Origin of the sequence: Kitasatospora sp. NPDC057015, assembly GCF_042673745.1 — a bacterium.
Classification (GTDB): domain Bacteria; phylum Actinomycetota; class Actinomycetes; order Streptomycetales; family Streptomycetaceae; genus Kitasatospora.
The window spans coordinates 35,992-61,056 of the sequence record NZ_JBHUSG010000028.1 but is presented as its reverse complement, the minus strand read 5'-3'; the positions used below and the strand labels follow the sequence as shown (position 1 = coordinate 61,056).

Below are 25,065 nucleotides of genomic sequence, written 5' to 3'. Positions count from 1 at the left end.
CTGCCCGGGCAGCGAACCGGGCCAGGGCGAAACGGCCTTCACCATGCGTCTGCTCGCCCGCCGTGTCCAGAACCTGCCCGAGGAGGTCAAGGAGCCGTCCCGCCCCGCCGCCGAAGCCGTCCGCTCCTGCCGGCCGCACCTACGGGAACTCGTGGGCGTCGGGCCCCCCAGCCACGCCGCCCCGCTCATCGCCGCGGGCGACGCCCCTGACAGGCTCGTCGACGGGGAGCCCTTCGCCGCCCCGTGCGGGGTCAGCCCGGTGGAGCGGCCCTGCGGCAGGACCCGAGGCCGGCGCCTCGGATGTCCGCAGTCCCGGGCCCGGTGGCGCCCGCAGGAGCGCGCGCACAACCGACGGAGATGCGTCACGGGTGCGCGTCCTACGCGTTCGGGTCCCACTCTGCGAGCTGCTCCATCGGCTCGGTGTCGCCGGTGCTCTCCAGGCCGTCGAGCGGGGTGCGCGCGTAGAAGTAGAGGACCAGTTCGCTCGCCGCGCCCCGCATCGCCAGGTCGCCCGGCTCCGCGTCGGCGGCGAGGTCGTCGCAGTGGACGCCGTCGGCGTTGAGGGTCAGGCGCCAGGAGCGGCCCTCGGTCGCGTGCAGGTCGATGGTCGCCGGCTTGAACGGCCAGGGGACGGTCGTCGCCGAGACGGTCGTCAGGAACTCGTCGACGCCCTCGACCGCGACGTCCGTCGGCAGTGGCTGTGCGGCCCCCTGGGTGAGCTGGGCGTCGTAGGTGTGGACGGCGAACTCCTGGATCTGGTGCCGGGCCACGGCTCCACTGGTCTCCGGGGCCTGCGAGCGGCCCCACCAGGTCCAGCAGCCGCGGTCCGGGCCGGCCTCGCGCATCGCGTCGAGCATGAGCTCGGTCGACTCGGCGAGCCAGGCGTCCAGGGCTTCGCGGTCGCGGGGCGCGGTCGGAGCACCCTTCGGGTCCGTCCTCGCCGGGGGCTCGGCGCCCGGGCCGGCCGCGACGATGGCGGCCTGGCGGCGGCGGCCGTCGCCGAGGTGCTGCGCCAGTTCGCGCAGCGTCCAGTCCGGGCAGGTCGGGACCTGGACGTCAAGGTCGGGGGCGGACGCGATCGCGGCGCGGAACGCGGCCGAGCGGTCGTCGATCAGCCGCAGGACCTCGGGGAACTCCACAGTATTCTGCACCTCGGTTGTGTATCACGGTGCTCCGACCGCCGGGTAGCGAATTTGTCCGACGAACGCGTCGACGGCCGGGCGGGGCGCCGGCGCCGAAGCCGTCCTGGGTACGTCCGGTACGAGAACGACCCGGGCGCACGCCCGGGCGTGCGCCCGACGCCGCGCGCCGATCCGCCGAGATCCGCCGGACAGGCCCTACTGGCCCTGCTCAGCACGGGTGGAGGGCAGGTGGGTGAACCGGAACTCCGTCCGGCTGGTGAACCGCTCGCCCGGGCGCAGGACGGTGCTCGGGTACTCCGGCCGGTTGGGGGAGTCCGGCAGGTGCTGGGTCTCCAGGCAGACACCGCCCTGAGGTGGGTGGCGGTGGCCGTCGGCGTCCGCGAGGGTGCCGTCGAGCTGGTTGGCGCTGTAGACCTGCAGGCCCGGTTCGGTGGTCCAGACTTCGAGGGTCCGTCCGCTCGCCGGATCGGCCAGCCGGGCGGCCCGGCGCGGCTCGCCGGGTCGGGCCGGGGGCCGCAGGACCCAGCAGTGGTCGAAGCCGCCGGCGTTCTTCAGCTGCTGGTCCTCGGCCGCGAGCGCCTCGCCGATCGCCCGGGCCCGGGTGAGGTCGAACGGGGTGCCCGCCACCTCCCGGGGCCGGCCGAGCGGGATGGCGTCGGGCGCGACCGGCAGGTAGTGGTCCGCGTCCACCTCGACCAGGTGCCCGAGGACGTCGCCGGAGCCGGCGCCGCCCAGGTTGAAGTACGCGTGGTTGGTCAGGTTCACCACCGTGGGGCGGTCGGTGACGGCTTCGAAGGTCACCGACAGGGTGCCGCTCTCGTCCAGCGCGTACCGCGCGCTCACCGACAGCGCGCCGGGGAAGCCCATGTCCCCGTCCGGGCTGAGCAGTGAGAGCCGTACCGCGGCCCGGTCCGCGGCCGGTTCGGCCTGCCAGAGCCGGGCGTGGAAGCCGTCCGGGCCGCCGTGCAGGGCGTGCCCCCGGTCGTTCGCCGGCACCCGGTGGGCCCGGCCGTCGATGCTGAACCGGCCGTCCGCGATGCGGTTGGCGTACCGCCCGACCAGGGCGCCGAAGTACGGGCTGCGGGCGGCGTAGGCGGGCACGTCCGGAAGGGAGAGCACGACGGAGGCGCCGCGCCCGGCCGCGTCCGGGACGGTCAGCCGGTGCAGGACGCCGCCGTAGGTGAGGATCTCGGCGCTCACGCCGGAGGCGGACTCCAGTCTCCAGAGGTCCACGGGACGTCCGTCGGGGGTGTTGCCGAACGGTTCGCGGTGGGGCGTGGGCTGGGGCATCGTCAGTCCTCGGGGAGATGCGGCATGCCGTGGGTCGGCGGTGGTCGATTGCGCTGGTGGATTGCGCTGGTGGATTGCGCTGGGGGATCAGGTGCGCCGGGCGGTCGACTCCCGCACCGTGAGGGTGTAGCCGGGCTGGATGTGTTCGGGCTCCAGCCCCGGGGTGTCGGCGAGTCGGGCGACGACCCGCTGGACGGCGAGTCTGGCGATGGCTTGTTTGTCGGGTGAGACGGTGGTGAGGGCGACGGGTGAGAAGCGGCCTTCTTCGATGTCGTCGAAGCCGACGACGGAGATGTCGTGGGGTACGCGTAGTCCGCGTTCGGTGAGGACTCTCATGGCGCCGAGGGCGACGAGGTCGTTGTAGGCGAAGACGGCGTCGGGTTGTTCGCCGCGGTCGAGGACGGCGTTCATGGCGGCGGCGCCGTCGACTCGGCCGAATCCGTCGGTGGCGGCGACGAGTGTGTCGTCGCAGGGTAGGCCGGTGGCGGTGAGTTCTTCGCGCCAGCCGCGCAGTCGTAGGTGTGCGGGGCGTCGGGCGCTTTCGCGGCGGGCGCCGAGGAAGGCGATGCGGTGGTGTCCGAGGCCGGTGAGGTGGCGGACGGCGCTGCGTGCGGCGGCGACGTTGTCGATGGCGATCTGGTCGTAGGGGGCGTCGTACTCGCGTTCGCCGAGCAGGACGAGGGGGGCGTCTTCGGATCGGCCGAGGAGGTCTTCGGCTTCGAGTTCGATCGGGCTGAGGATGAGGCCGTCGATGACGTGGGCGCGGAAGCCCTGGGAGACCAGGATTTCGTTCTCGCGTCGGCCGCCGGTGTGGTCCAGTAGCACGGTGTAGTCGTGGCGGGCGGCGGCGTCGATGACGGCGCCGGCGAGTTCGGCGAAGTAGGGGTTGCCGAGTTCCGGTACGGCCAGCGCGATGATCCCGGTGCGGCCCTTGCGCAGGTGGCGGGCGATCAGGTTGGGCCGGTAGCCCAGTGCGTCGATCGCCGCCTGCACCCGCTCGCGCATCGCGGGGGTGACATGCGGGTAGTTGTTCACCACGTTCGAGACGGTCTTCACCGACACGCCCGCGAGCTGCGCGACGTCCTTCAGGCTGGCGCCCACGGATTTCCTTCCTTCGGCCGGCCGTTTCGGCGCGGCGGTGCCCGGCCCCGGCCGGGCCGGCCGCCGGTGACATCCGGGGCCGGGGCCGGGCGTGTTCGGGGCCGGGCGGGCTCAGGTCCGGCGGACCTTCGAAAGATAGCGCTGGGTGACCACGACCAGGATCAGGAACCCGCCGCTGACCACCGACTGGTACGAGGAGTTGAGCGAGCCGATCTGGTTGATCAGGTTCTGGATGACCGCGAGCAGCAGGACGCCCCACAGGGTGCCGGAGACCGAGCCGGCGCCGCCGACCAGCAGGGTGCCGCCGATGACGACGGCGGAGATGGCGTCGAGCTCCATGCCCACCCCGATGATCGTCACGCCGGAGGAGAGCCGTGCGGCGTTGAGTGCCCCGGCGAGGCCGGCGAGCAGCCCGCTCAGCACGTAGACCAGCACCTTGGTGCGGGCCACCGGAAGTCCCATCAGGGTGGCGGCGTCACTGCTGCCGCCGACGGCGAACATCGCCTGGCCGAGCGAGGTCCGCTGGAGGACCAGGCCGCCGACGGCGAACAGCGCCAGGGCGATCAGCACGGGGTACCCGAACCCGCCCACCGTGCCCTGGCCCAGCTCGGCGAAGAACGAGCCGCGCGGGACGAGGTAGGTGGTGGCGCCCTCGTGGGTGAGTGCGAGCAGCAGGCCGCGGGCGGCGAGCAGGGAGGCCAGCGTGACGATGAACGGCGCCATCCCGGCCCTGGCCACCAGCAGGCCGTTGATCGCGCCGATCGCGCCGCAGACCGCGAGCGGCACCAGCAGGGCCGGGACGGCGCCCCACTGGGAGGCCCAGGCGGCCAGCACGCCGCCGAGGGCGAAGACCGAGCCGACCGACAGGTCGATCCCGCCGGTGATGATCACCATCGTCATGCCGAGCGCGACGATCGACAGGAAGGAGACCTGCACGGTGATGCTGCGGGCGTTGTCCACGCTGGCGAAGGCGGGGAAGACGAGCGAGGAGACGACGACGACCAGGAGCAGGACGGCCAGCACGCCCTGACGGCGCAGCAACTCGACGGCCCTGGCCGGGGCGCCGGCGGGCAGCGGGCCCGGCCGTGGAGCGGTGGTGGCGTTGGCGGTGGAGAGGAGGTTCATCGGGATCGACGCTCCCGGGCGACGTAGACGGCGACGAGGATGATGGCGGCCTGCGCCAGCTGGGCGGTGGAGTCGTGCAGGTTGTGGCTGACCAGGGTGGCGTGCAGCAGCTGCATCAGCAGCGCGCCGGTCACCGTGCCCAGCACCCGGATCGAGCCGCCGGTCAGCGGGGTGCCGCCGACCACCACGGCGGTGATGGCGGAGAGCTCCATCAGGTTGCCGAGCGCGGACGGGTCGCTGGCGGTGAGCCGCGCCGTGGCCAGCACACCCGCCAGTGCGGCGAACGCGCCGCAGAGCACGTAGACCCCGATCAGCACCCGCCGCACCGGGAGTCCGGCGAGCGCGGCCGCTGCCCGGTTGCCACCGACGGCGACCAACTGCCTTCCGAAGGTGGTGCGTTGGACGAGGAAGGCGACGGCCAGCGCCAGCACTCCGGCGATCAGGACGACCAGCGGGACGCCCAGCAGGCTGTCGGTGCCGAGCCCCAGCAGGTCGGTGTTCTGGATCTGCTTGAGCTGGCCGTCGGCGATCACCAGGGCGAGGCCCCGGCCGCCGACGAACAGGGCGAGGGTGGCGACGATCGGTTGGAGCCCGACCAGGGAGACCAGCGAGCCGTTGACCGCGCCGACCACCACCCCGGCGAGCAGGGCGACCAGCAGCGCCGGGACCAGGCCGTAGCCCAGGTAGAGCGGCAGCAGCGAACTGGCCAGCGCCATCGTGGAGCCGACCGACAGGTCGACGCCCTCGGTGCCGATCACCAGGGCCATGCCGAGCGCGACGATGACCACGGGGGCGACCTGGACGAGCTGGGTGCGCAGGTTGGCGACGGTCAGGAAGTGCTCGGTGAAGAGCGCGTTGAACACCAGGAGCACCGCGACGGCGAGGTAGACGCCGTACTGCTGGAGCAGCCGCGTGACGTCCGGCCGGGCGGCGGCCGTCCGGGGGACGGTGAGGGGGGCGTGGGTCATCGGGGGCCGTCCTGGCCGTCGGGGGCGTCGTGGCCGTCACGGGCGGGGGAGTGGGGGGCGGTGCCCCCGGTGGGGGCGTCGGCGGAGTGGAGGGCGGGGGCGTCGGGGGAGTGCGCGTCGGGGGAGTGGGCGGCGAGCACGGCCAGCAGGTCGTCCTCCGTCACCTGCTCCCCGGCCAGCTCGCCGGCGACCGCGCCGCCGCGCAGCACCAGGAGGCGGTCGGCGCCCTCGATCAGCTCCTCGATGTCCGAGGAGATCAGCAGCACGGCCAGGCCCTCCCGGGCGAGTTCGTCGATGAGGGCCTGGACCTCGGCCTTGGCGCCGACGTCGATGCCGCGGGTCGGCTCGTCCAGCAGCAGGACCTTGGGCTCCAGGCAGAGCCAGCGGGCCAGCAGCACCTTCTGCTGGTTGCCGCCGGACAGTTCGCCGACCTTCTGCTCGGGGCTGGAGGCCTTGATCCGCAGCCGCTTCATGAAGATCTCGACGATCTTGTCCTGCTTGGCGCGCGAGACGACACCGAGCCGGGAGAGCCGGGGCATCGCCGCGAGGACGATGTTCTCGCGCACCGAGAGGCCGGGCACGATGCCCTCGGCCTTGCGGTCCTCCGGCAGCAGGCTGATGCCCGCCCGGATCGCCGCCGCGGGGCTGTGCCGGCGCAGCGGTTGTCCGGCGACCCGGATCTCGCCGCCGTCCAGGGCCAGGGCTCCGGCGAGCGCCTTGGCGGTCTCGCTCCGGCCGGATCCCAGCAGGCCGCCGAGGCCGAGCACCTCGCCGGGCCGCAACGCCAGGTCGATGTCGTGGAGTTCGTGGCCGCGGGTCAGGCCGGTGGCGGTCAGGACGGGCTCGCGCTCGGAGTGGTGTCCGTCGCCGAAGGCGGTGACTCCGTCGTGGCGGACCGCGGTGAGCTCGCGGCCGAGCATCATCGCGACCAGCTGCATCCGGTTCAGCTCGGCCAGCGGGCCGGTGTGCACCAGCTTTCCGTCGCGCAGCACGGTGACGCGCTCGCAGATCCGGTACAGCTCGTCCATCCGGTGGCTGACGTAGACGACGGCGATCCCGCGCTCGTGCAGCTCGCCGATCACCCGGAAGAGCGTCTCCACCTCGCGCGGTTCCAGCGCGGAGGTGGGTTCGTCCATCACCACCACCCGGGCCTGGACCGAGACGGCCCGGGCCAGTGCGACCATCTGCTGGGTGCCGACGCCCAGGGTGTCCAGCGGGCGCCGGACGTCGGCGGTGACGCCGAGGCCGGCCAGCAGCTCGGTGGCCTCCCGGTGCATGCGGTGGAAGTCGATCAGGCCGAAGCGGGTCTTGGGCTCGCGGCCGAGGAAGATGTTGCGCGCCACGCTCATCAGCGGGACGAGGTTGACCTCCTGGTAGATGGTGGCGACGCCGGCCTGCTGGGCCTCGGACGGGCGGCCGAACGACACCGGCTCGCCGCCCAGGCGCAGTTCACCGCCGTCGGGGCGGTGCACGCCGGTGAGGACCTTGATCAGGGTGGACTTGCCGGCGCCGTTCTCGCCGACGAGGGCGTGGATCTCGCCGGCGCGCAGGGTGAAGGAGACGTCGTCCAGTGCCACCACGCCGGGGAAGCGCTTGCTGACGCCGATCGCCTCCAGGACGGTCGACGCGTCGGTGGCCGCCGGTGCGGGCTTCGCCGGGACGGCTGGGAGTGGTGCCATGGTGATGGCCTTCCAGGGCTGGGCGGGGTTTCGGGAGAGGAGGGGCCGGGCCGTACGGCGCCGTGCGGGCGCGCACGGCCCGGCTGCTCGTCGACCGCCCGGACGGCGGTCGCGCGGCGGCTTCCCGTCAGTAGGCGCCGTCGAGGGAGGACTTGGCGTTGTCCGGGTCGTAGGCGCGGTCCGTGATGATCACGTTGGCCGGGATGCCCTGGCCGTCGAAGAACTTCTGCGCGGTCGCGAACGCGAGCGGACCGAAGCGCGGGTTGGACTCGATGACGCCGTTGTACTCGCCGCCGGCCAGCGCCTGGACGGCGTTGCGGGTGCCGTCCACGGAGACGATCTTGATGTCGGTGCCGGGCTTCTTGCCGGCGCCCTTGACGGCGGTGACGGCGCCCAGGCCCATCTCGTCGTTCTCCGCGTACACGGCCGTGATGTCGGGGTGGGACTGGAGCAGCTGCTCGGTCACCTGCTGGCCCTTGTCGCGGGCGAACTCGCCGGTCTGCTGGGCGACGATCTGCAGGCCGGGGGCGGTGGCGGCGATCTGGTCGACGAAGCCCTTGGTGCGGTCGGTGGTCACGCCGTTGCCCGAGGTGCCGAGCAGGATCGCGACCTTGCCGGTGCCGCCGGTCGCCTTGACCAGGGCGTCGGCGGCCCGCTTACCCTGCTCGACGAAGTTGGAACCGATGAAGGTCAGGTAGTCCTTGCAGGCGGTGGCGTTGAGCTTGCGGTCGATGGTGATGACCGGCACGTGCTTGGCGGCGGCTGCCTGCAGGGCCGGCTCCAGCCCGTCCGAGTTGAGCGGGGCGATGATCAACAGCTGCGCGCCCTGGTTCAGCATGTCCTGGATGTCGCTGATCTGCTTGGGCAGTTGGGACTGGGCGTTGGTGGTGAGGAGCTTCTTGACGCCGAGCTTGGCCGCCTCGTCCTTGATCGACTGGGTCTCGGCGATCCGGAACGGGTTGGCCTCCTTCTCCGACTGCGAGAAGCCGACCACGGCGTCCTTGAGGTCCAGCTTGGCTGCGCCGTAGCTCTGGAGGTTGCAGCCGCCGGCCGCGTCGCCGGCCGCTGCCGCGCTCGGCGAGGCGACCACCTGGGCACCGGCGCTGGAGTTCGCGGCGGAGGACGAGGAGGAGCCCTCCTGCTTCGCGCAGCCGGAGGCGGTCAGGGCGGCCGCCACGGTGAGCAGGCAGGCGGCGGTGAGGGTGCGGGATCTGCGAATGGTCATGCTCACGACACTCCTTGGGGGCGGCGGTGGGACCGCTGGGGGTTCGGTCCTGAGGGGGCCGGAGCCGTCTCCGGCGCCGGTCGGATCCGGGCGACTGCTGTACGTCGGGCGGGACGTGAACTGCGCTGATGTCAGCGGACAGTGCGGTGGTTCCGGTGGTTCCGGGTGCCGCCGAGCGATTCCGGGGGTGCCGGGTCGCTGGCGTTTACAACGTTATACACATCGGAAGCGAGCGTGCCAAGAGATCGCTCTCCCGGTTTCCGGAACATTTCCCGACCGTGACCTGAGCGGCCTCGCGGAGGTCGTCGCGCGGGTCGCCGAAACACGACGTCCGAGCGCTGCGTAAGCGCCGGCCAGGCCGTGTGGGCTACCGGCGAGGCCTCGGCGGCGCGGTCGTGTCGGTTTCGGGCGAACTGCGTCAGGGGTCTGGACATGACTCCTGACGCATGCTCTTATGCCGTTGGCAGCAGCGTTTCCAACGTTGGAAGAGCGCCTCTCCAAACCAGCTCCACCGTGGTCGAGCCCGCCACCAGCCCCGGCTCCTCCGCTCCCGGCCCGCCCCGACCGTCCCCGGTCGCAGGGGCGCCGCCCGGCGTCCCACCACTCCCGGCGCTCGACCGCCCGGCGCTCCGTCGCCGGGCCTGCACACCGTCAGGTCTGCGCACCCTCAGGTCCGTACACCATCAGGCCTGCACACCGAGGGGCGTGCGCACGACCCGGGCGCCGTGTGACCGGACGGCTCCACCACCGTGCGCACCAGCACGGGGGCACCCCGTCCCCAGGAGCGTCCCCCCGCTACAGCCCCGTGACACCCCCCAACGTCCCCTCGGACGGGCGGATCGCCGCCCGAGGGGTGCCCCACCACCCTCCAGCCCCCCGTGTGAGGAGCCACCGCATGACACGACAGCCAGCCACCCGACACCGGCGCAGGACGTGGGCACTGCTGCTGGCAGCGACACTCTCGCTGCCCGTGGTCGGCCTGGTCCCCGGAGCCTCGGCCGCCGAGTCCTCCGACAGCGCCGTGACGTTCGCCGCCGCCGACCCCGTCACCCAGGCGCACGGCCTGAAGGGCGAGTACTACCGGATGTCGGCCCCGGGTGCGCGTGACTTCGCCGAGCTCGGCGGCGTCGCGCTCGACCCGCAGATCAGCCTCCCCGGCCTGGCGTCGACCTTCCAGGAGACGACCGGTCGCCAGGAGAACACCACCGCCCGCTGGACCGGCCAGATCGAGGCCCCCGCCGACGGCGACTACACCTTCTACGCCATCGGCGACAACGGCTTCCGCCTGTTCATCGACGGCGCGCCCGTCATCGACCACTGGGTGCCCGACTGGGACCGCGAGCAGACCAGCGCCGTCCTCCACCTCAAGGCCGGCGAGCGGCACGACTTCCGCCTGGAGATGTTCCAGGACGTCGGCGGAGCCAACATGTACCTCCGCTGGTCGAGCCCGGCGCTGCCCAAGCAGCTGGTGCCGGAGAGCGCCTTCACCCCGCCCGCCGGCTTCAGCGTCTACCCGGTCGCCCTGTCCGTCGCCAAGGACGGCCTCAAGGTGCAGGCCACCTTCGACGGCAAGGTCGGCAACGCGGCAGGCGTCGCCGGCCACCTGACGGTCGAGTCCGACACCACGCCGATGCCCGTCAAGGCGGTCACCACCGCCTCCGACGACAAGCGGTCGGTGATCGTCAAGCTCTCCGAGCCGATCCAGAAGGGTCAGCAGGTCCGGGTCCGCTACGACGGCAAGGGCGGCCTGACCTCCGCCGGCCAGATCGTGCCGGAGATCGCCCGCACCGCCGCCAACGCCTCCGAGCACCGCCTCACCACCCCGTGGACCGACAAGGTCGACAAGAACCACCCGCTGCCCGAGTACCCCCGTCCGCAGCAGGTGCGCGACGACTGGCTGAACCTCAACGGCCCCTGGCAGTTCGCCGGAGCCGCCGCGGGCGAGCAGCCCGTCTTCGGCAAGGACCTCGGCGAGAAGATCATCGTGCCGTACCCGGTCGAGTCGATGCTCTCCGGCCTGGAGCGGCACGAGGACCACATGTTCTACCGCCGCACGGTCACCGTCCCCAAGGGCTGGAAGATCGGCTCCGGCCAGCGCCTCAAGCTGAACTTCGGCGCCGTCGACAACCAGGCCACCGTCTGGGTCAACGGCACCAAGGTCGCCGAGCACACCGGCGGCTACACCGGCTTCTCCGCAGACATCACCGACGCCCTCAAGGGCACCGGCCCGCAGGAGATCGTCGTCGCGGTCACCGACACCGCCGGCGCCAACCAGCCCCTCGGGAAGCAGTCCGCCAACCCCGGCGGCATCGTCTACACCCAGTCGTCGGGCATCTGGCAGACCGTCTGGCTGGAGCCCGTCGCGGCCACCTCCATCGACACCGTCACCACCACCCCCGACATCGACAGCGGCACCCTCGCCGTCACCGTCAACTCACCCGGCGCACCCGCCGGCACGCTGGTCAAGGCCGTCGCCAAGGACACCGCCGGCAACGTCGTCGGCTCGGTCAGCGGCCCCGCCAACACCCTGCTCCACCTGCCGGTGAGCAACCAGCACCTGTGGACGCCGGACGACCCTTACCTCTACGACCTCAAGGTCACCCTGACCAGCGGCAAGCAGACCGACACCGTCAAGAGCTACTTCGGCATGCGCAAGGTCGCCATCCAGGACGTCGGCGGCTACCAGAAGATCGTCCTCAACGGGAAGCCGATCTTCTCGCTCGCCGAACTCGACCAGGGCTTCTGGCCGGACGGCCTCTACACCGCACCCACCGACGCCGCCATCACCTTCGACCTCAAGGCGCAGAAGGACCTCGGCTTCAACGCCGTCCGCAAGCACATCAAGGTCGAGTCGCCGCGCTGGTACTACCAGGCCGACAAGCTGGGCCTGCTCGTCTGGCAGGACTTCGTCTCCGGCGACTTCAGCAGCACCGCCGGACAGCAGGAGTTCGTCGCCGAGGGCATGGCGGAGATGAAGCTCCTCCACAACTCCCCGTCCCTGATCGGCTGGATCGTCTTCAACGAGGGCTGGGGCGAGTGGAACCGCGAGGAGACCGGCAAGCTCACCGAGGCCGTCAAGGCCGCCGACCCCTCCCGCATCGTCAACGCCCACAGCGGCGTCAACTGCTGCGCCTCCAAGGGTGACTCCGGCAAGGGCGACATCATCGACCACCACGACTACGGCAACAACGACCCGGCGTTCCCGGACGGCAAGCGCGCGGCGATGGACGGCGAGCACGGCGGCTTCACCCTCCGCGCCCCCGGCCACATGTGGCCCGGCGCCCCGACCGTCATCTACAGCGGCGTGACCGACAAGGCCGCCCTCACCAGGAAGTACGTCGAGAACACCGAGACGTTCTACCTCGCCGCCGCCGGCGCCGAACTCTCCGGCTCCGTCTACACCCAGGTCACCGACCTGGAGAACGAGCTGAACGGCCTCTGGACGTACGACCGCCGCCAGATCAAGGTGGACCCGGCCCAGGTCCGTGCGATCAACCTCAAGGTCATCGCGGCCGGCGCCGCGGCCGGCGCCCGCTCGGAGCTCAAGGGCGGCGGGTCCTGGTCCCTCGACGAGGGCACCGGCACCACCGCGGCCGACCAGGGCCCGAACAAGGCCCCGCTGACCCTGACCGCCGGCACCACCTGGACCCCCGGCGTCAGCGGCAGCGCCCTGAAGTTCGACGGCCAGGCGCAGTACGCCCAGACCGCCGGGCCCGTGCTCGACACCACCGGAAGCTACTCGATCTCCGCCTGGGCCACCCTGGACGCCCTCCCCGGCAACTACGCCACCGTGGCCAGCCAGGACGGCCGCCGCACCGAGAACCCGTTCTACCTGCAGTACGGTCAGGGCGCGTTCGCCTTCAGCGTCCCCGGCGGCGTCCGGGCCCGGCTGCCGATCAGCCCGCAGCTCGGCCACTGGTACCACCTGGTCGGCGTCCACGACGCGGCGGCCGGCACCATCTCCCTGTACGTCGACGGCACCCTCGCCGCCACCGTGCCGACCACGTCGGCCGACGTCTCCACCGGCCCGCTCAGCCTCGGCCGCGCCAAGTGGAACGGCGGCAACGTGGACTTCTGGAACGGCTCGATCGACCAGGTCCACGCGTACGACAAGGCGCTCACCGCCGCGGAGGTGAGCGCCCTGCACACCGCCGAGCAGCCCGCGTAGTACCGGCGGTCCGCACCGGCCTGCAACGCCCGTACCGACCTGCAACGCCGGTACCGGCCTGCAACGCCCGTACCGCTCCGCCCCCGGCGGGAGGACTCACCTCCCGCCGGGGGCGGAGGTGTTCGGGCCCGCCACGTTCACCCGGTGAACCACCCCGCGTGCGGAGGCGGATCGGACCCGCGGCGGCGTGGTGATCCGAGCGAGACCAGGTGCCGCCACGGGGCTCCCTCCCGTCCGGGGCGAGCGGGGCGCCCACCCCGAGGTCGGCGAAGAACCCGGCCTCCCGCTCCGGAATTCGCTCCAGGACCCCCGTGTCGTTGATCAAGGACGTCCGTGCGACGATCAGTAGCTGCGCTGTGCGCGCACGGGGGGTACGGGGGTTGGATCGACTTCGTGCTGCCCGAAATCGGGGACTGGACGGGGGAACGATGCGCGAACCGGATGGCGGCGGTGGGGGCTACCGGGTGAGCCCGGGTGAGCTGGAGGGCAGTGGGCAGAGCGCCAAGGAGGTCGCCGAGCTGGTACCGGGTGAGACCGCCAAGGTGGTCGACCCGAGTGACCAGGCGTCAGCCGGGCTCAAGGGCTGGCAGCTCGGCGGAGCCCTGCACGACTGCACTGCCGACTGGAAGACCCTGTTGGACAAGCTCGCCACTGACATGGACGAGTACGGCGCCAAGATGATCAGGATGGCGCAGGAGTACCGGAACAGTGATCAGGGTGCCGCGGCGAAGCTCAACGCCATCGGCACCCGGTCCGCGGCGCCCGCGACCGGGGGCGGGGGCGGGGATCCCTTCGGAACGGTGCTCCACGGCGGCCGCACCGGACAGGCGGCCTGAACATGGAAACCAAGACCCTCTACGACGCCAACCTCAACAACCTGCTGACCGCTCGGTTCGCCTACGAGAGCCTGGCGTCCGCCTTCGCCAAACACATCGAGGCCTGGCAGACCACCGTGGTCGACCGGCTGGAACGCTCCCAGTGGACGGGCTCCACGGCGGATCAGGTCCACGGCGACCTCCGGGCCTTCACCGGCAAGCTCAAGGCCGCCGACCAGGAGCTGGTCCTGGTCGCCGCCGCCCTGGGCGAGGCACACCGGTCCGTCGCCCTCGCCCAGTCGAAGCTGGTCCAGGTGATGGACGACGCCAAAGCCGCCGGCATCACCGTCAAGCCCGACGGCGGCATGACCTGGGACAACGACCGCAACTCCAGCACCTTCGCCGGCCCGGGCGCCGCCAACAAGGCCGAGGCACTGAGCCTGCGGCTCAGGGACGCCCTCAACGAGGCCGACCACGCCGACCAGGAGATCTCCAGGCGGCTGCGGCACTTCGTGGACAACGCCACCAGCGGCACCGGTCTCGACGGCGCCACCGCCGAGGCCGACCGCAAGGCCAACCAGGCCCGCATGGACATTCCCGACGCGAAGGCCACCCCCGAGCAGGTCAAGGCCTGGTGGAACGGGCTGACGCCGGGCGAGCAGGAACAGCTGATCCAGAATCACCCCGAGGAGATCGGCAACCGCGACGGCGTACCCGCGGTCGGCCGGGACGAGGCCAACCGCCTCACGCTCAAGAGGCGGCACGACGAGCTCCAGAGCGAGTTCGACCAGCTCGGCCCGGAGCCGATGCAGCGGCCGATGCCGGGGGAGGTGGTCTACGCCGAGAGCCTGGAGCACAGGACGTGGCGCGAGAAGCACACCGATCTCGAGGAGAAGCTCAAGGGCATCAACGCCATCCAGGACCGGCTGAACGACACCGTGTCGGCGGATCACCCCAAGTCGTACCTGCTCGGCTTCGACACCGAGGGCAAGGGCCACGCCATCGTGGCGATCAACAACCCCGACACCGCCGACAACGTGGTCACCTACGTCCCCGGTACCGGGGCCAGGCTCGGCAGCATCCCCGGTGACATCACCCGCTCCGACGACATGGTCGGAGCCGCGCACCGGGCCGACCCGGCGAAGACGACGTCCTCGATCACCTGGGTCGGCTACGACGCACCGCAGACGATCTTCCCGCAGGCGGCCGACGACTCCTACGCCGACGGCGCGAGGGACAAGCTGCACTCCTTCGAGACGGGTCTGCGCGCGACCCACGAGGGTGGGCCCTCCCACAACACCGTCCTCGGGCACAGCTACGGCAGCACGACGGTGGGCTACGCCCTGCGGGACAGGGGACTGCCGGTCGATGAAGTGATCTTCGTGGGCAGCCCGGGCGTCGGAGTGGACAACGCCAAGGACCTCCACGTCGATCCGCGCCACGTCTACGCCGGCCGTGGCGATGCCGACGCGATCGAATGGGCCCTGCCCGAGAACCCCGCCGACTACGTCAAGGACGGCGCGAGCGAGTGGGGTACGAAGATCACCAACGGTTTCACCGACCTGGTTCCGTACGGCGGATTCCATTCCGAGGCGGACAACCACCTGGCCTTCGGTCGGGATCCCGCCAACGGGCACTTCGGGGGGAACGAGATACCCACCGATCCGGGAACCGAGCACTCCGACTACTGGCAGGGCTTCTCCCTGCGCGCCATGGGCAAGATCATTGCAGGGAAGTGACGGAGAGATCATGCACACCCCGACCCGGTACCGTACCGCCGCGACCGCTGCCGTCGTGATGCTGGCCCTGGCGTCCTGCGCCTCCGGCGGCAAAACCGACGCCAGTAAGCCGACCATCACGGAGGTCCAGGCGAAACAACAGGTCATGGCGTACGACCTGGACATCCTGTCCACCCTGCTAGGGGAGCAGCAGGCCATGGTGTCCGAGCCCTTCAGCAGTGAGTGCGAGACCAGTTCCCAGCCGGGCCCCAAGGGCAGGGTGCGCCTGCACAGCAGCGACCACGGGCTCGGAGTCGTCGCCGTGGAGCGCAATCCCGGGATGTTCGAGACCTTCCGAAAGCATCTGGCGGAGAAGGGCTTCGAGCCCGTCAACAAGGACGCGGGCTGGGAGTACTACAAGAACAAGGCGAACGGCTTCACGGCCGAGCTGCAGGAGAGCAGCGACGCGAGCAAGAAGCTCACTCTGACCGTCAGCTCCCCGTGCGTCTGGCCGAACGGTACGCCAGGTCCGGACGCGAACAGGTAGGTCCGCTGCGGCAGTTCGCCGGCGTACTCGGGGCCGGGAGTCGCCACTCGCCGCCGCGTGCCGCAGGCACCTCGATCTGCCGGAGGACGGCGAGTGTGGTGTCTGGTGCTGCGAACAGGGCCACCGACGGAGCACCAGGGCCTGGAACGAGCGGTCCGGCCCACCCCCGTGAGTAGGCCGGACCGCAGCGCGAGCGGCGCGGGTCAGCCGGTGCAGGCCTTCCCGTTGAGGGTGAAGGCGGGGGCCGCACCGGGGCCGCCGTTGGCCTGGAAGCCGAAGGAGGTCGAGCCGCCGGCGGGGATCGCGGCGTTGTAGCCCGCGTCCTTGGCGGTCACGGCGGCGCCGGACTGGGTGACGGTGGCGCTCCACGCGTTGGTGATCGTTTCACCGGCCCGGAAGTTCCAGCCCAGGGTCCAGCCGGCGACCGGCGTGGTGCCCGTGTTCTTCAGGGTGACGGTTGCGGTGAAGCCGGAACCCCAGCTGTTGACGGCGTAGGTGACGGCGCAACCGCTGACGGACGCGGTGGGGCTGGCGCTCGTCGACGGAGACGGACTGGGTGACGGTGACGCCGACGGGGTGGGCGACGGGCTCGGGGACGGGCTCGGGGAGGGGGACGGGCTGGAGGACGGCGAGGGCGACGGCGAGGCGGACGGCGACGGGGTGGATCCGTCCGGCAGCGCACCCCACTGCTTCACGCCCTTGTCGAGCAGCACGAGGTTGGCCGCGTCGACCGGTGCCTCACCCGGGGTCTTGCCGATGGTCTGGTACGACCAGTCGTTGGTCGGGTCCCAGGCACCCGAGGAGGCGATCCGGAACTGCACCTCCTTGCGGTACGCCGACTGCCCGGCCGGGGCGATGACGGTGTTGGAGCAGTCGATCGACACGTAGTAGACGGACCCGGAGAACTGGGTCGGCCCGCTGATCGCGCCGCACTGGTTGTAGTTGGTGGTGAGCGTGAGCTGGCTCGGGCTGACGCCCGGCTCCAGGGTGAAGTAGTAGCGCAGTTCGGCGTTCTTCAGCGCGCGGGCCGGCCAGGCCGACTTGTTGATGAGGTAGGCCTTGACCTCGGTGAAGGTGGTGCCGGTGGTGTTGAGGCCGGCCTGCACGGACATCTCCGGCCCGTCCGGGGTCTCCTTCGTCGGGAAGGAGGCGGACGGCAGCGGGCTGCCGCCGTACTCCCTGTAGAGGCGGGCGAGTGCTCCGGTGAAGGCCGCGTTGTAGTCGGTGGCGACCTCGTTGTTGGTGTAGTTCGAGCGGTCGTCGGTGTAGGAGTCGTCGGCCGAGCTCGGACCGCCGACCAGGGCGCCGACCAGGAGGTGGCGGCTGTTCACCGGGCTGGTGAGCTGGTCCGTCCAGGAGCCGTGGGCCGTGCGGTGGTGCGGGTTCTTCGGGGAGTTGTCGCCGAAGCCGATCAGATAGCTGGACTTGCGGGGGTTGTCGCCGAGCGCGTAGTTGACCTGGCGGACGGCGAAGTCGTGGTAGCGGGCCTTGCGGGTGTCGTCGCCGGTGATGCCGTCGGAGTACACGAGCGCCACGAAGGCGGTGTTGGCGGCGTAGCGGAGCGATCCCCACGAGTCGAGGACGGCCTCGCCGCCGGGCGAGTAACGGACCTTGGCACCGTCGACGCCGACCGTCCACCAGTCGAGCCAGCGGTTCGCGTCGTCGATGTACTGCTGCTTGCCCGTGAGTTGGGCGAGCAGGACGTACGCGCCGTAGGACTTGTCGTCCCACGCGATGGTCCACTTGTAGGAGCGGGTGCTGGTCTGCGGCTCGGTGGAGAGGTTGGCGTAGGAGGACTCGGCCTTGGCGAGGTAGCTCGCGTCACCGGTGGCCTTGTACAGCCAGATGGCGCCCCAGACGAGCTCGTCGTTGTAGCCGCTCCAGGAGTTGTAGTAGCTCTTGGCGTCGGTGATGCAGTCCGAGTACTTGCCGCGGTAGGTGTCGGCGAACCCGTACAGCTGCTTGGCGTGCGTCAACAGGGTTGCGGCGTAGGCCGGGTCGCTGTCGGCGAAGACCATCGAGGAGGAGGCCATCGCGGCGGCCGTCTCGCCGGCGAGGTCGGAGCCCGCGCAGGAGGCGTCGATCCTGTACGACGGGCGTGCCATCGGCAGCACCTCGGCGGAGCCCCACCACTTGTGGTCGTCGGCGCCGTTGCCGACCTGTCCGTAGAGGACGTTCGGGGCGGGGTGGGCCTTGATGAAGTAGTCGTTGACGAAACGCAGGCTGTTCTTCAGGTACTGCATCTGCCCGGAGTCGGTGTAGCCCTGCTTCTGGGTGATGCCGCCCCAGGCCAGCATGGTGGTCGAAGCCGCCATCGGCAGGCCGAACTTGACGTGGTCACCGGCGTCGAACCAGCCGCCGGTGAGGTCGAGGCCCGCGTCCTTCCCGTCGTCGAGGGCGGAGTCGCCGCGCCAGCTCACCCGGTTGGTGGCCGGTAGCTTGCCGGACTGCTGGGCCTCGTAGAAGAGCACCGACTTCTGCAGCGCCTCACCGTAGTTGAACGCCGGCGCGGCGGCCTGGGCGTTCCCGCCGTGCAGGGGCAGCAGCAGGCCGGCGGCGAGGGCTCCGGCGAGGGCGAACCCCACCACGCCGCGGTTGGGGCGGCGGCGGCGCTGGTGCGGCGGGGCGGGGAGGTATCGGTCGGGTGGGGGTTCGACGGGGTACGACATGGCGTCCTTCCGGGGCGGCGGGGCGGGTGCGCCCGGCGGAGGGCGCACCTCGGCCCGCCGGAGGTGGGGGTGACGGGGCCGCAGGTGGGGTCGGGCGGGGGATGGCGTGCGGTGGGGTGGCAGGTGAACCGGGCATGCCGGGGGTGGGGGCGGCGCGCGGCTGATCAGAGGGCGGGCAGGGGTGGGCGGCACGCCACGGGACCGTACGGGGGTGGGGGCGTACGGATCGGCGACGTGCGAGGTCGGACGGCCCGCCGCCGGGGGTGACGGGCACGGGACGTCCTCCACCTCGGCCGTGGGAGCGCTCCCACGTGTAGGTGGGAGGCGACACCTTCGGGCAGGGGTGGCGCCGTCCATGGTGTCGGGGTGACCTACCCGTGTCAATGAGAAGCGCAGAAAGGGAGTTGGGGAACGGCCCCAGGGTGTCCGGGGAGGCCGCCCGCCTCGATCCACGCCTCCGCCCACGGTGCGGGTTCGGCCACTCCTCCAGGGTTCGGCGAGCCGGCCGCCCCTCCGGGCCCCGCCCGCGCCCGTCACCGTGTCGCCGGGACTCTCGACGGGAGGTCGGAGCGCCCCCTTGTTAGATACTTAGCCAAGTTGTTAAATACCTGGCATGACAGAAGCTCAGGATGAGGCCGGCGCCTTCCGTGCGCTGGCTGATCCGACCAGGCGTCAGATCCTTGAGCACCTACGAGGTGGCGAACTCGCAGCAGGCGAGATCGCCGCCAGGTTCGCCATCAGCGCGCCCTCCATCTCACGCCATCTCGGCGTGCTCAAGGGAGCCGGGCTGGTCACCGAGCGACGGGAGGGCAACCGGATCCTCTACACGCTGGCGGAGGCTCGTCTGGCCGCCTGCATCGGTCGGTTCCTCAGCGCCGTCTGCCCCGAGCAGATCGTGCTCCGCCACACCAAATGGCGCCCCAGGGCGCAGAACGAGGGATCATGAGGCAACCGCGACTGTCCAGCGTCGTCGAACGACGGTTACTGGTGAACTACCGGGTCTCCCCGGACGCCGCGGCACGCCTGCTTCCGCGGCCACTGCGCCCGCAACTGGTGCACGGCCATGCCGTCGCGGGCATCTGCCTGCTGCGCCTGGGGAGTGTTCGGCCTGCCTGGACACCCGAGGTGTTCGGACTGCGGAGCGAGAACGTGGCGCATCGGATCGCCGTCGAATGGGACGGACCCGACGGCGTCGAGACCGGGGTCTACATTCCGCGGCGCGACAGCGCCTCGCGGTTCAACGTCTGGGCCGGAGGCCGCCTCTTCCCCGGCGAACACGGCCGCGCGGACTTCGAGGTGCACGAGACGCCCGATCGCATGCATGTGGCACTGGCGACCCGGGACGGCGACACCCGAGTGGACGTCACCGTCGAGCTGTCCGACGAGCTGCGCGGCAGCGAACTCTTCACGGATCTCGCCGAGGCCTCCCAGTTCTTCCGTGGAGGTGCGAAGGGCTTCTCGCCCACCGGCTCCGGCAGTCGTCTGGACGGCATGGAACTGCGGACCGACGCCTGGCACGTGGAGGCCATCCGGGTTCGCTCCGCCGCGTCGTCCTTCTTCGACGACCCGGACCGCTTCCCGCCGGGGAGCGCGACCCTGGACTGCGCTCTGGTCATGCGCGGCGTCCCCGCCAGTTGGCTGCCCCTACCGGCCATGGCCTCCGGTGGAGGTGCCCGACCGGCCGACCGGAACGCTGCCTGACCGCACCGGGATTCACCGGAGCCTCCCGCCCGGGCGACCGGGCGGGACGCAGCGGAACTTGCCCGCCAAGTGTTTCCCTTACAGCTCGTTCTGATCGACCATCAGGGTGCCGGTCATCAGGACGCCCAGGGGGCGCCGCGTTCGTGAGCTGATCCTTCGCCTTCCACGTGCTCGCACTGCTGTCCTCCTTGGACGGGACGGCTGTTCGGCCCCGTTCCTGCACGGACACCGCAGGTACCGACTCCCTGGAGACGCGGCGGAGTGCGGCGACCTGAGCCGGGGCTCAGGGTGCTCGTCCAGGGGGTTCGGGCCGAACGGCTCGCTGGGACTTCGGCGGTGGGCATGGGCCGAGCGGCTTCTCGGGTCGCGGCCCGGAGCGGGTCAGTTCCGCTCCTCGCTGGTCGCAGCTGGTAGTTTGCGGGGGACAGAGAGAAGAGTTCACATGGACTCCCGGATCGCCCGCATCCGACGCAAGCTGGCCAAGGTGCCCTATGCCGCACTGCGAAGCCACTCCTTCGGCGAAGAGAAGCACGGCTTCCGCCTCGAACCCCCGTTGCCGGACGCGAAGCTCAGCGCTTTCGAGGCCGACCACCACATCGAACTGCCCGATCCCTACCGCAGCTTCCTGACCACACTGGGCGGGGGTGGAGCATCGCCTTTCTACGGCCTGCTGCCGTTGCAGTCATGTCGACTGTTCGTGATGAACCTCCAGGGCGAGCCCGGCCGCGCTCGGGGGTTCACTTTTGAAGGCGGCCCGTCTCGCCGAAGTGACCTTTTCCTGCACATCATCGAGGCCGGGTGTACCGATCTGGTGCTTCTCGGCATCACAGGTCCCCTGGCCGGCCGCGTCGTCACCGGAAACGCCGACGGCTTCTGGGGCCCCAACGTCTCGTCGGCCACCGACTTCCTGGCCTGGTACGAACGCTGGCTCGACCACATGCTCGACGGCCGCGACAACCGCGACCTGGAACTGACCTCACCCGCGCTGCGAGCGCCGGTCGACCGCATCCTGAGGCAGCACCGCGATCGCGAGGATCTGTCACGCTACTGAGAAATCCGAAGTCATGTCATCCGATTGAGAATGGGCCGGAGGCGCTGGTCGCGCGCCGATCGCATGACATCGAGGCTGAGAACCTACAGATGCGGACCCGAGTTGGCACGTGGACAGGCCTGGGCGCACCGGAGCCCGGCACGTAGCGCTGGGCGGCGTGGCGCGGTCGGCACCGACAGGGGACCGTCGCCGGAAGTGGTCGGGAACGGGTGAGGGGCCACGCGTTCGTTGTTCGGTACGCCGACGGCGAGTGGTGGTCGTCTGCCCCGGGCTGCCTCGGACGATAGTGTTAGCGCTCACAAAATGCCTGTGAAGATGCTTGGCTGAGTGGGTGCTTGGACGGCTGCGGGCCGGAAATCGGCCCTACGGGCAGCAACCCCCCGCTGCGCTCCGAGTTCCGCGGACAGCCCGCGGGAAGCCCTGTCCGGCATCCCGCGGCGGTCGGTGGAGCAGCGGTCAGGAAGGCGGAACCCGGGTCTCCAGGGCTGCTGCCAGCAGGACTTCGCGCTGGTCGGCATTCGGTGCCAGGCCTGGAGGGCGCGGCGCGCGTGCCTGCGGAGGGCGGTGGTCCTGCGTACCGAACGGCACGATCATGATGGGGCTGCCGGCGCATCTCACCCGGGCTCCCTCGCCTCCGGGGCGCTTCATCCGGCGCCGACGGTCATCGCTCCCGCGCTCCCTCCTTCGTCGGTCACTTCCGCGCTCCCTCCTTCGTCGGTCACTTCCGCGCTCCCTCCCTTACAACACCGGTGCGCCCCTTCGGCTCGCTCACCGGGCAGACCGCCCCAATTCGCGCATCTGATGTTAGCGTGCACAATGACCGATCCGTCTATGAGTCGAGCCGCGCCCCACCGGTGATTCGCGGCGCACACCGCGAATGGAACAGACATGCCCAGGTCGGGAATCCGCCAGCCCGTGATGGCCGACGTGGCCAAACTGGCGGGCGTCTCACATCAGACCGTCTCGCGCGTCCTGAACGGCTCTCCGAACGTCTCGGAGCGGACGAAGGTCAAGGTGGTCGCCGCGATCCGCGAACTCGACTACCGGCCGAACTCGGCGGCCCGCGCGCTGGTCACCCGCCGTTCGAAGACCCTCGGGGTGGTCAGCTTCGCGAGCACCCTCTACGGTCCGGCGTCCATGCTGGACGGCCTGGAGCAGGCGGCCCGGAGCGCCGGCTACTACGTCAGCGTGGCGTCCCTGCGCTCACTGGACACGCGGTCCGTCCAGGAGGCGGTCGATCGACTGCGCGAACAGGGCGTCGAGGGCATCGCGGTCATCGCGCCGCAGACCTCGACGGCGGGCCGGATCACCGAGGTGTCCAGTTCGATTCCGATGGTCGCCGTCGGCACCGGTGCCCGCTCCGCCACGCCCCGGGTCGCGGTCGACAACGCGGCCGGAGCCGCAGCCGCCACCCGGCACCTGCTGGATCTCGGCCATCGCACCGTCCACCATCTGGCAGGCCCCGCGGGCTGGTTGGAGAGCAGGGAACGGCAGGAGGGCTGGCGGCGCACCCTGGAGGCGGCGGGCGCGCCGGTGCCCAGGGTCGCCGCGGGCGACTGGAGCTCCCGCTCCGGCTACGCGGCAGGGCAGGAGATCGCCCGGGACAGGGAGATCACCGCGGTCTTCTGCGCCAACGACCACACGGCGCTCGGCGTCCTGCGCGCCCTCCACGAGGCCGGCCGGTCCGTTCCGGGTGACGTCAGCGTCGTCGGCTTCGACCACATCCCCGAGTCCGCCTATCTCATCCCGCCGCTCACCACCGTCCAGCAGGACTTCGGCGAGGTCGGCCGCCGGGCGCTGGAACTGCTGGTCGACGACCTGTCCGGGGTCCGGCACGCCCGGGAGTGCATCCTGATCGCTCCGGACCTCGTCGTGCGCGGCTCCACCGGCCCCGCTCCCGGCTCGCTTCGGGCGCGATCGCTGCCCTCGCGGCAGGAGCCGGAGGTGCAGCGCAGCGCGTAGGTGCGGTGCCGTGTCTGCGAGGCCGGACCGTGCGCGTCACCGGGCGCTCGGCAGCCGGGAGCGTGGTGTGCCTTCCTCCGGTACCGGCTCCGCACCCAGGCGGGGGATGTCCGCCACCGTGCCGGTCAGCCTGTGGCGCGGGGTCGCGGCCAATGCGGTTACGGGGAGGGGCACTTGGCGGGTCGGCGCCCCGCCTCGCACGTGGCGCCCTTCGGCGCTGCGCCGTTCCTGGCCTTGCGGCGCCCGGGGTTTCGGCCATGGGGCCGCGGCTGCGATCGGCGTCCGATCCGGTCGGGGCACGGTCACTCCCGCGCGGTGGCAGCCCGCCTGCATCCACCCCGTGGCGGCGATCCGGGGCAAGGACGGGCCCGTCGTGTGCGGTGCGGGGGTGCGCGGCTCGCACGACAACTCCCTTGCCAGGGAGGGTTCTGAAGCGTGGGTGTCGATCGAGCGTCTCGTGCGTCGCTGCCGTCGTGCTCGGACTCTCCGGTCCGTCACGGCCGGGTCTCATCCCGTCGTCCCGCCGTCACCCGCCTTGGCGGGCGTCGGGCATGCCCGTGGCCTGGGCGTCCTTCGCCTCTGCCGGCCGTACGGGTCGCCCTGGCCGGCTGCCGGGCCCGGGTCAAGATTCGGTAACGCGGTGAGAGGCTCTTGCCGCAGCCGTATGTGAGCGCTAACAATCTCACCTGAGCGAAACGCCACCGCCGCACCCCGTTCACAACGAGGCGGTGTCGGCCGACCTTTCACCCTGCGCTCCCCCTTCCAGGTGACCCACCTGTCCCCCCAAAGAGCCGGCCGCGCCTTCGGGTCCGACCGTCGCACGACACCCCTCCCGACGCCCTCGCCTCCGCCTCGCCGTGAGGCATTCGGAGGGGGAACTACGAAAGGAAGACCACGATGTCCAAGAGAGCCGCCGCCGCCGTCCTCGCCGGTGCCATGATCGTCGGCCTGTCCGCCTGCTCCTCCGCCGGCGGGTCCGCCGACGCCAAGGGCGGCGGCGACCACAAGCTCGTCCTCGGATTCTCGCAGGTCGGCGCCGAGAGCGGCTGGCGCACCGCGAACACCAAGTCCGTGCAGGACGCGGCGAAGAAGGCCGGCGTCGAGCTGAAGTTCTCCGACGCGCAGCAGAAGCAGGAGAACCAGATCAAGGCGATCCGCTCGTTCATCCAGCAGAAGGTCGACGTCATCGCCTTCTCGCCGGTGGTCGAGTCGGGCTGGGAGACCGTCCTGAAGGAGGCCAAGGACGCGAAGATCCCGGTGATCCTCACCGACCGCGCGGTCGACTCCAAGGACGACTCGCTGTACCGCTCCTTCCTGGGCTCGGACTTCGTCGAGGAGGGCAAGAAGGCCGGTGACTGGCTGGTCAAGCAGTACGACGGCAAGAACGACGACGTCACCATCGTCCAGCTGGAGGGCACCACCGGCTCCGCCCCCGCCAACGACCGCAAGTCGGGCTTCGCGGACGCGATCAAGGGCAGCCCGAAGTTCAAGGTCGTGGCCTCGCAGACCGGCGACTTCACCCGGGCCAAGGGCAAGGAGGTCATGCAGGCCTTCCTGAAGTCCCAGCCGAAGATCGACGTGCTCTACGCGCACAACGACGACATGGCGCTCGGCGCGATCCAGGCGATCGAGGAGGCCGGGAAGAAGCCCGGCACCGACATCAAGATCGTCTCGGTGGACGGCGTCAAGGACGCCTTCACGGCGATGTCCCAGGGCAAGATCAACTTCGATGTCGAGTGCAACCCGCTGCTCGGCGACCAGCTGATGGAGCTCGCCAAGAAGGTCAAGGCCGGCGAGAGCGTCGAGCGCCGCATCAAGACCGAAGAGGGCACCTTCACCCCGGAGCAGGCCACCGCCGCGCTGCCGACCCGCCAGTACTGACCCGGTCGGAACCAATCCCCGGG

At 71.1% G+C, this 25,065-nt stretch carries 17 protein-coding genes; 9 read left to right on the top strand and 8 right to left on the bottom strand.

Going from position 1 to position 25,065, the window contains the following annotated elements; genetic code table 11:
- Positions 1–377: 377 nt before the first annotated feature.
- The 7 genes from ACFTWP_RS24340 to ACFTWP_RS24310 all read right to left on the bottom strand — a co-directional run bounded on the left by ACFTWP_RS24340 (position 378) and on the right by ACFTWP_RS24310 (position 8,530).
- Positions 378–1,151 (bottom strand): maleylpyruvate isomerase family mycothiol-dependent enzyme, encoded by a 774-nt coding sequence (locus ACFTWP_RS24340; protein ID WP_380266846.1) that lies wholly within the window; start codon positions 1,149–1,151, stop codon positions 378–380.
- Positions 1,152–1,337: 186 nt separating this feature from the next.
- Positions 1,338–2,432: an aldose epimerase family protein gene (locus tag ACFTWP_RS24335; protein ID WP_380266845.1), complete on the bottom strand. Its 1,095-nt coding sequence runs from the start codon at positions 2,430–2,432 to the stop codon at positions 1,338–1,340.
- 87 nt (positions 2,433–2,519) lie between these two features.
- Positions 2,520–3,533 carry a LacI family DNA-binding transcriptional regulator gene (locus ACFTWP_RS24330; RefSeq protein WP_380266844.1) on the bottom strand — a complete coding sequence of 338 codons (1,014 nt, stop codon included), beginning with the start codon at positions 3,531–3,533 and terminating at the stop codon, positions 2,520–2,522.
- A gap of 111 nt (positions 3,534–3,644) precedes the next feature.
- A complete protein-coding gene (locus ACFTWP_RS24325; RefSeq protein WP_380266842.1) occupies positions 3,645–4,658 on the bottom strand; it encodes an ABC transporter permease in 1,014 nt (337 codons plus the stop codon).
- Positions 4,655–5,626, bottom strand: a complete 972-nt coding sequence (locus ACFTWP_RS24320) for an ABC transporter permease (protein WP_380266841.1) — start codon at positions 5,624–5,626, stop codon at positions 4,655–4,657. The genes ACFTWP_RS24325 and ACFTWP_RS24320 overlap by 4 nt, the downstream gene beginning before the upstream one ends.
- The gene (locus tag ACFTWP_RS24315) at positions 5,623–7,305 is read right to left on the bottom strand and encodes a sugar ABC transporter ATP-binding protein (RefSeq protein WP_380266840.1); all 1,683 of its coding nucleotides are present in this window, start codon (positions 7,303–7,305) and stop codon (positions 5,623–5,625) included. Before ACFTWP_RS24315 ends, ACFTWP_RS24320 begins: the two co-directional genes overlap by 4 nt.
- A 127-nt stretch (positions 7,306–7,432) precedes the next feature.
- Positions 7,433–8,530: an ABC transporter substrate-binding protein gene (locus ACFTWP_RS24310; RefSeq protein WP_380266839.1), complete on the bottom strand. Its 1,098-nt coding sequence runs from the start codon at positions 8,528–8,530 to the stop codon at positions 7,433–7,435.
- A gap of 895 nt (positions 8,531–9,425) precedes the next feature.
- Here ACFTWP_RS24310 and ACFTWP_RS24305 point away from each other — a divergent pair.
- The 4 genes from ACFTWP_RS24305 (at position 9,426) to ACFTWP_RS24290 (ending at position 15,778) form a co-directional block, all read left to right on the top strand.
- The gene (locus ACFTWP_RS24305) at positions 9,426–12,698 is read left to right on the top strand and encodes a LamG-like jellyroll fold domain-containing protein (RefSeq protein WP_380266838.1); all 3,273 of its coding nucleotides are present in this window, start codon (positions 9,426–9,428) and stop codon (positions 12,696–12,698) included.
- Between the two features lie 428 nt (positions 12,699–13,126).
- Positions 13,127–13,534 (top strand): hypothetical protein, encoded by a 408-nt coding sequence (locus tag ACFTWP_RS24300; RefSeq protein WP_380266837.1) that lies wholly within the window; start codon positions 13,127–13,129, stop codon positions 13,532–13,534.
- 2 nt (positions 13,535–13,536) lie between these two features.
- Entirely contained in the window at positions 13,537–15,252 is a 1,716-nt protein-coding gene (locus ACFTWP_RS24295; RefSeq protein ID WP_380266836.1) for an alpha/beta hydrolase, read from the top strand.
- A 10-nt stretch (positions 15,253–15,262) separates the two neighbouring features.
- The gene (locus tag ACFTWP_RS24290) at positions 15,263–15,778 is read left to right on the top strand and encodes a hypothetical protein (RefSeq protein WP_380266835.1); all 516 of its coding nucleotides are present in this window, start codon (positions 15,263–15,265) and stop codon (positions 15,776–15,778) included.
- Between the two features lie 203 nt (positions 15,779–15,981).
- On the opposite strand, the gene ACFTWP_RS24285 is transcribed toward ACFTWP_RS24290, so the two are convergent.
- Complete coding sequence (locus ACFTWP_RS24285; protein ID WP_380266833.1) at positions 15,982–18,447, bottom strand: glycoside hydrolase family 9 protein; 2,466 nt, start codon at positions 18,445–18,447, stop codon at positions 15,982–15,984.
- A 613-nt stretch (positions 18,448–19,060) separates the two neighbouring features.
- Between ACFTWP_RS24285 and ACFTWP_RS24280 the strand changes: the two genes are divergently transcribed.
- The 5 genes from ACFTWP_RS24280 to ACFTWP_RS24260 all read left to right on the top strand — a co-directional run bounded on the left by ACFTWP_RS24280 (position 19,061) and on the right by ACFTWP_RS24260 (position 25,042).
- Positions 19,061–19,393 carry a metalloregulator ArsR/SmtB family transcription factor gene (locus ACFTWP_RS24280; protein WP_380266831.1) on the top strand — a complete coding sequence of 111 codons (333 nt, stop codon included), beginning with the start codon at positions 19,061–19,063 and terminating at the stop codon, positions 19,391–19,393.
- Positions 19,390–20,148 carry a DUF2071 domain-containing protein gene (locus ACFTWP_RS24275; RefSeq protein WP_380266829.1) on the top strand — a complete coding sequence of 253 codons (759 nt, stop codon included), beginning with the start codon at positions 19,390–19,392 and terminating at the stop codon, positions 20,146–20,148. Before ACFTWP_RS24280 ends, ACFTWP_RS24275 begins: the two co-directional genes overlap by 4 nt.
- 442 nt (positions 20,149–20,590) lie before the next feature.
- On the top strand, positions 20,591–21,199 hold the full coding sequence (locus tag ACFTWP_RS24270; RefSeq protein ID WP_380266828.1) for an SMI1/KNR4 family protein: 609 nt from the start codon (positions 20,591–20,593) through the stop codon (positions 21,197–21,199).
- An 888-nt stretch (positions 21,200–22,087) separates the two neighbouring features.
- Positions 22,088–23,161, top strand: coding sequence for a LacI family DNA-binding transcriptional regulator (locus tag ACFTWP_RS24265; RefSeq protein WP_380266827.1), 1,074 nt, complete (start codon positions 22,088–22,090; stop codon positions 23,159–23,161).
- An 897-nt stretch (positions 23,162–24,058) separates the two neighbouring features.
- On the top strand, positions 24,059–25,042 hold the full coding sequence (locus tag ACFTWP_RS24260) for an ABC transporter substrate-binding protein (protein ID WP_380266826.1): 984 nt from the start codon (positions 24,059–24,061) through the stop codon (positions 25,040–25,042).
- The last annotated feature ends 23 nt before the right edge of the window (positions 25,043–25,065 follow it).

What these genes read in the sequence shown, in the direction of transcription:
- ACFTWP_RS24335 (WP_380266845.1), bottom strand. Translation starts at nt 2,432, where the DNA reads ATGCCCCAGCCCACGCCCCACCGCGAACCGTTCGGCAACACCCCCGAC.
- ACFTWP_RS24325 (WP_380266842.1), bottom strand. Translation starts at nt 4,658, where the DNA reads ATGAACCTCCTCTCCACCGCCAACGCCACCACCGCTCCACGGCCGGGC.
- ACFTWP_RS24320 (WP_380266841.1), bottom strand. Translation starts at nt 5,626, where the DNA reads ATGACCCACGCCCCCCTCACCGTCCCCCGGACGGCCGCCGCCCGGCCG.
- ACFTWP_RS24315 (WP_380266840.1), bottom strand. Translation starts at nt 7,305, where the DNA reads ATGGCACCACTCCCAGCCGTCCCGGCGAAGCCCGCACCGGCGGCCACC.
- ACFTWP_RS24310 (WP_380266839.1), bottom strand. Translation starts at nt 8,530, where the DNA reads ATGACCATTCGCAGATCCCGCACCCTCACCGCCGCCTGCCTGCTCACC.
- ACFTWP_RS24305 (WP_380266838.1), top strand. Translation starts at nt 9,426, where the DNA reads ATGACACGACAGCCAGCCACCCGACACCGGCGCAGGACGTGGGCACTG.
- ACFTWP_RS24300 (WP_380266837.1), top strand. Translation starts at nt 13,127, where the DNA reads ATGCGCGAACCGGATGGCGGCGGTGGGGGCTACCGGGTGAGCCCGGGT.
- ACFTWP_RS24295 (WP_380266836.1), top strand. Translation starts at nt 13,537, where the DNA reads ATGGAAACCAAGACCCTCTACGACGCCAACCTCAACAACCTGCTGACC.
- ACFTWP_RS24290 (WP_380266835.1), top strand. Translation starts at nt 15,263, where the DNA reads ATGCACACCCCGACCCGGTACCGTACCGCCGCGACCGCTGCCGTCGTG.
- ACFTWP_RS24285 (WP_380266833.1), bottom strand. Translation starts at nt 18,447, where the DNA reads ATGTCGTACCCCGTCGAACCCCCACCCGACCGATACCTCCCCGCCCCG.
- ACFTWP_RS24280 (WP_380266831.1), top strand. Translation starts at nt 19,061, where the DNA reads ATGACAGAAGCTCAGGATGAGGCCGGCGCCTTCCGTGCGCTGGCTGAT.
- ACFTWP_RS24275 (WP_380266829.1), top strand. Translation starts at nt 19,390, where the DNA reads ATGAGGCAACCGCGACTGTCCAGCGTCGTCGAACGACGGTTACTGGTG.
- ACFTWP_RS24270 (WP_380266828.1), top strand. Translation starts at nt 20,591, where the DNA reads ATGGACTCCCGGATCGCCCGCATCCGACGCAAGCTGGCCAAGGTGCCC.
- ACFTWP_RS24265 (WP_380266827.1), top strand. Translation starts at nt 22,088, where the DNA reads ATGCCCAGGTCGGGAATCCGCCAGCCCGTGATGGCCGACGTGGCCAAA.
- ACFTWP_RS24260 (WP_380266826.1), top strand. Translation starts at nt 24,059, where the DNA reads ATGTCCAAGAGAGCCGCCGCCGCCGTCCTCGCCGGTGCCATGATCGTC.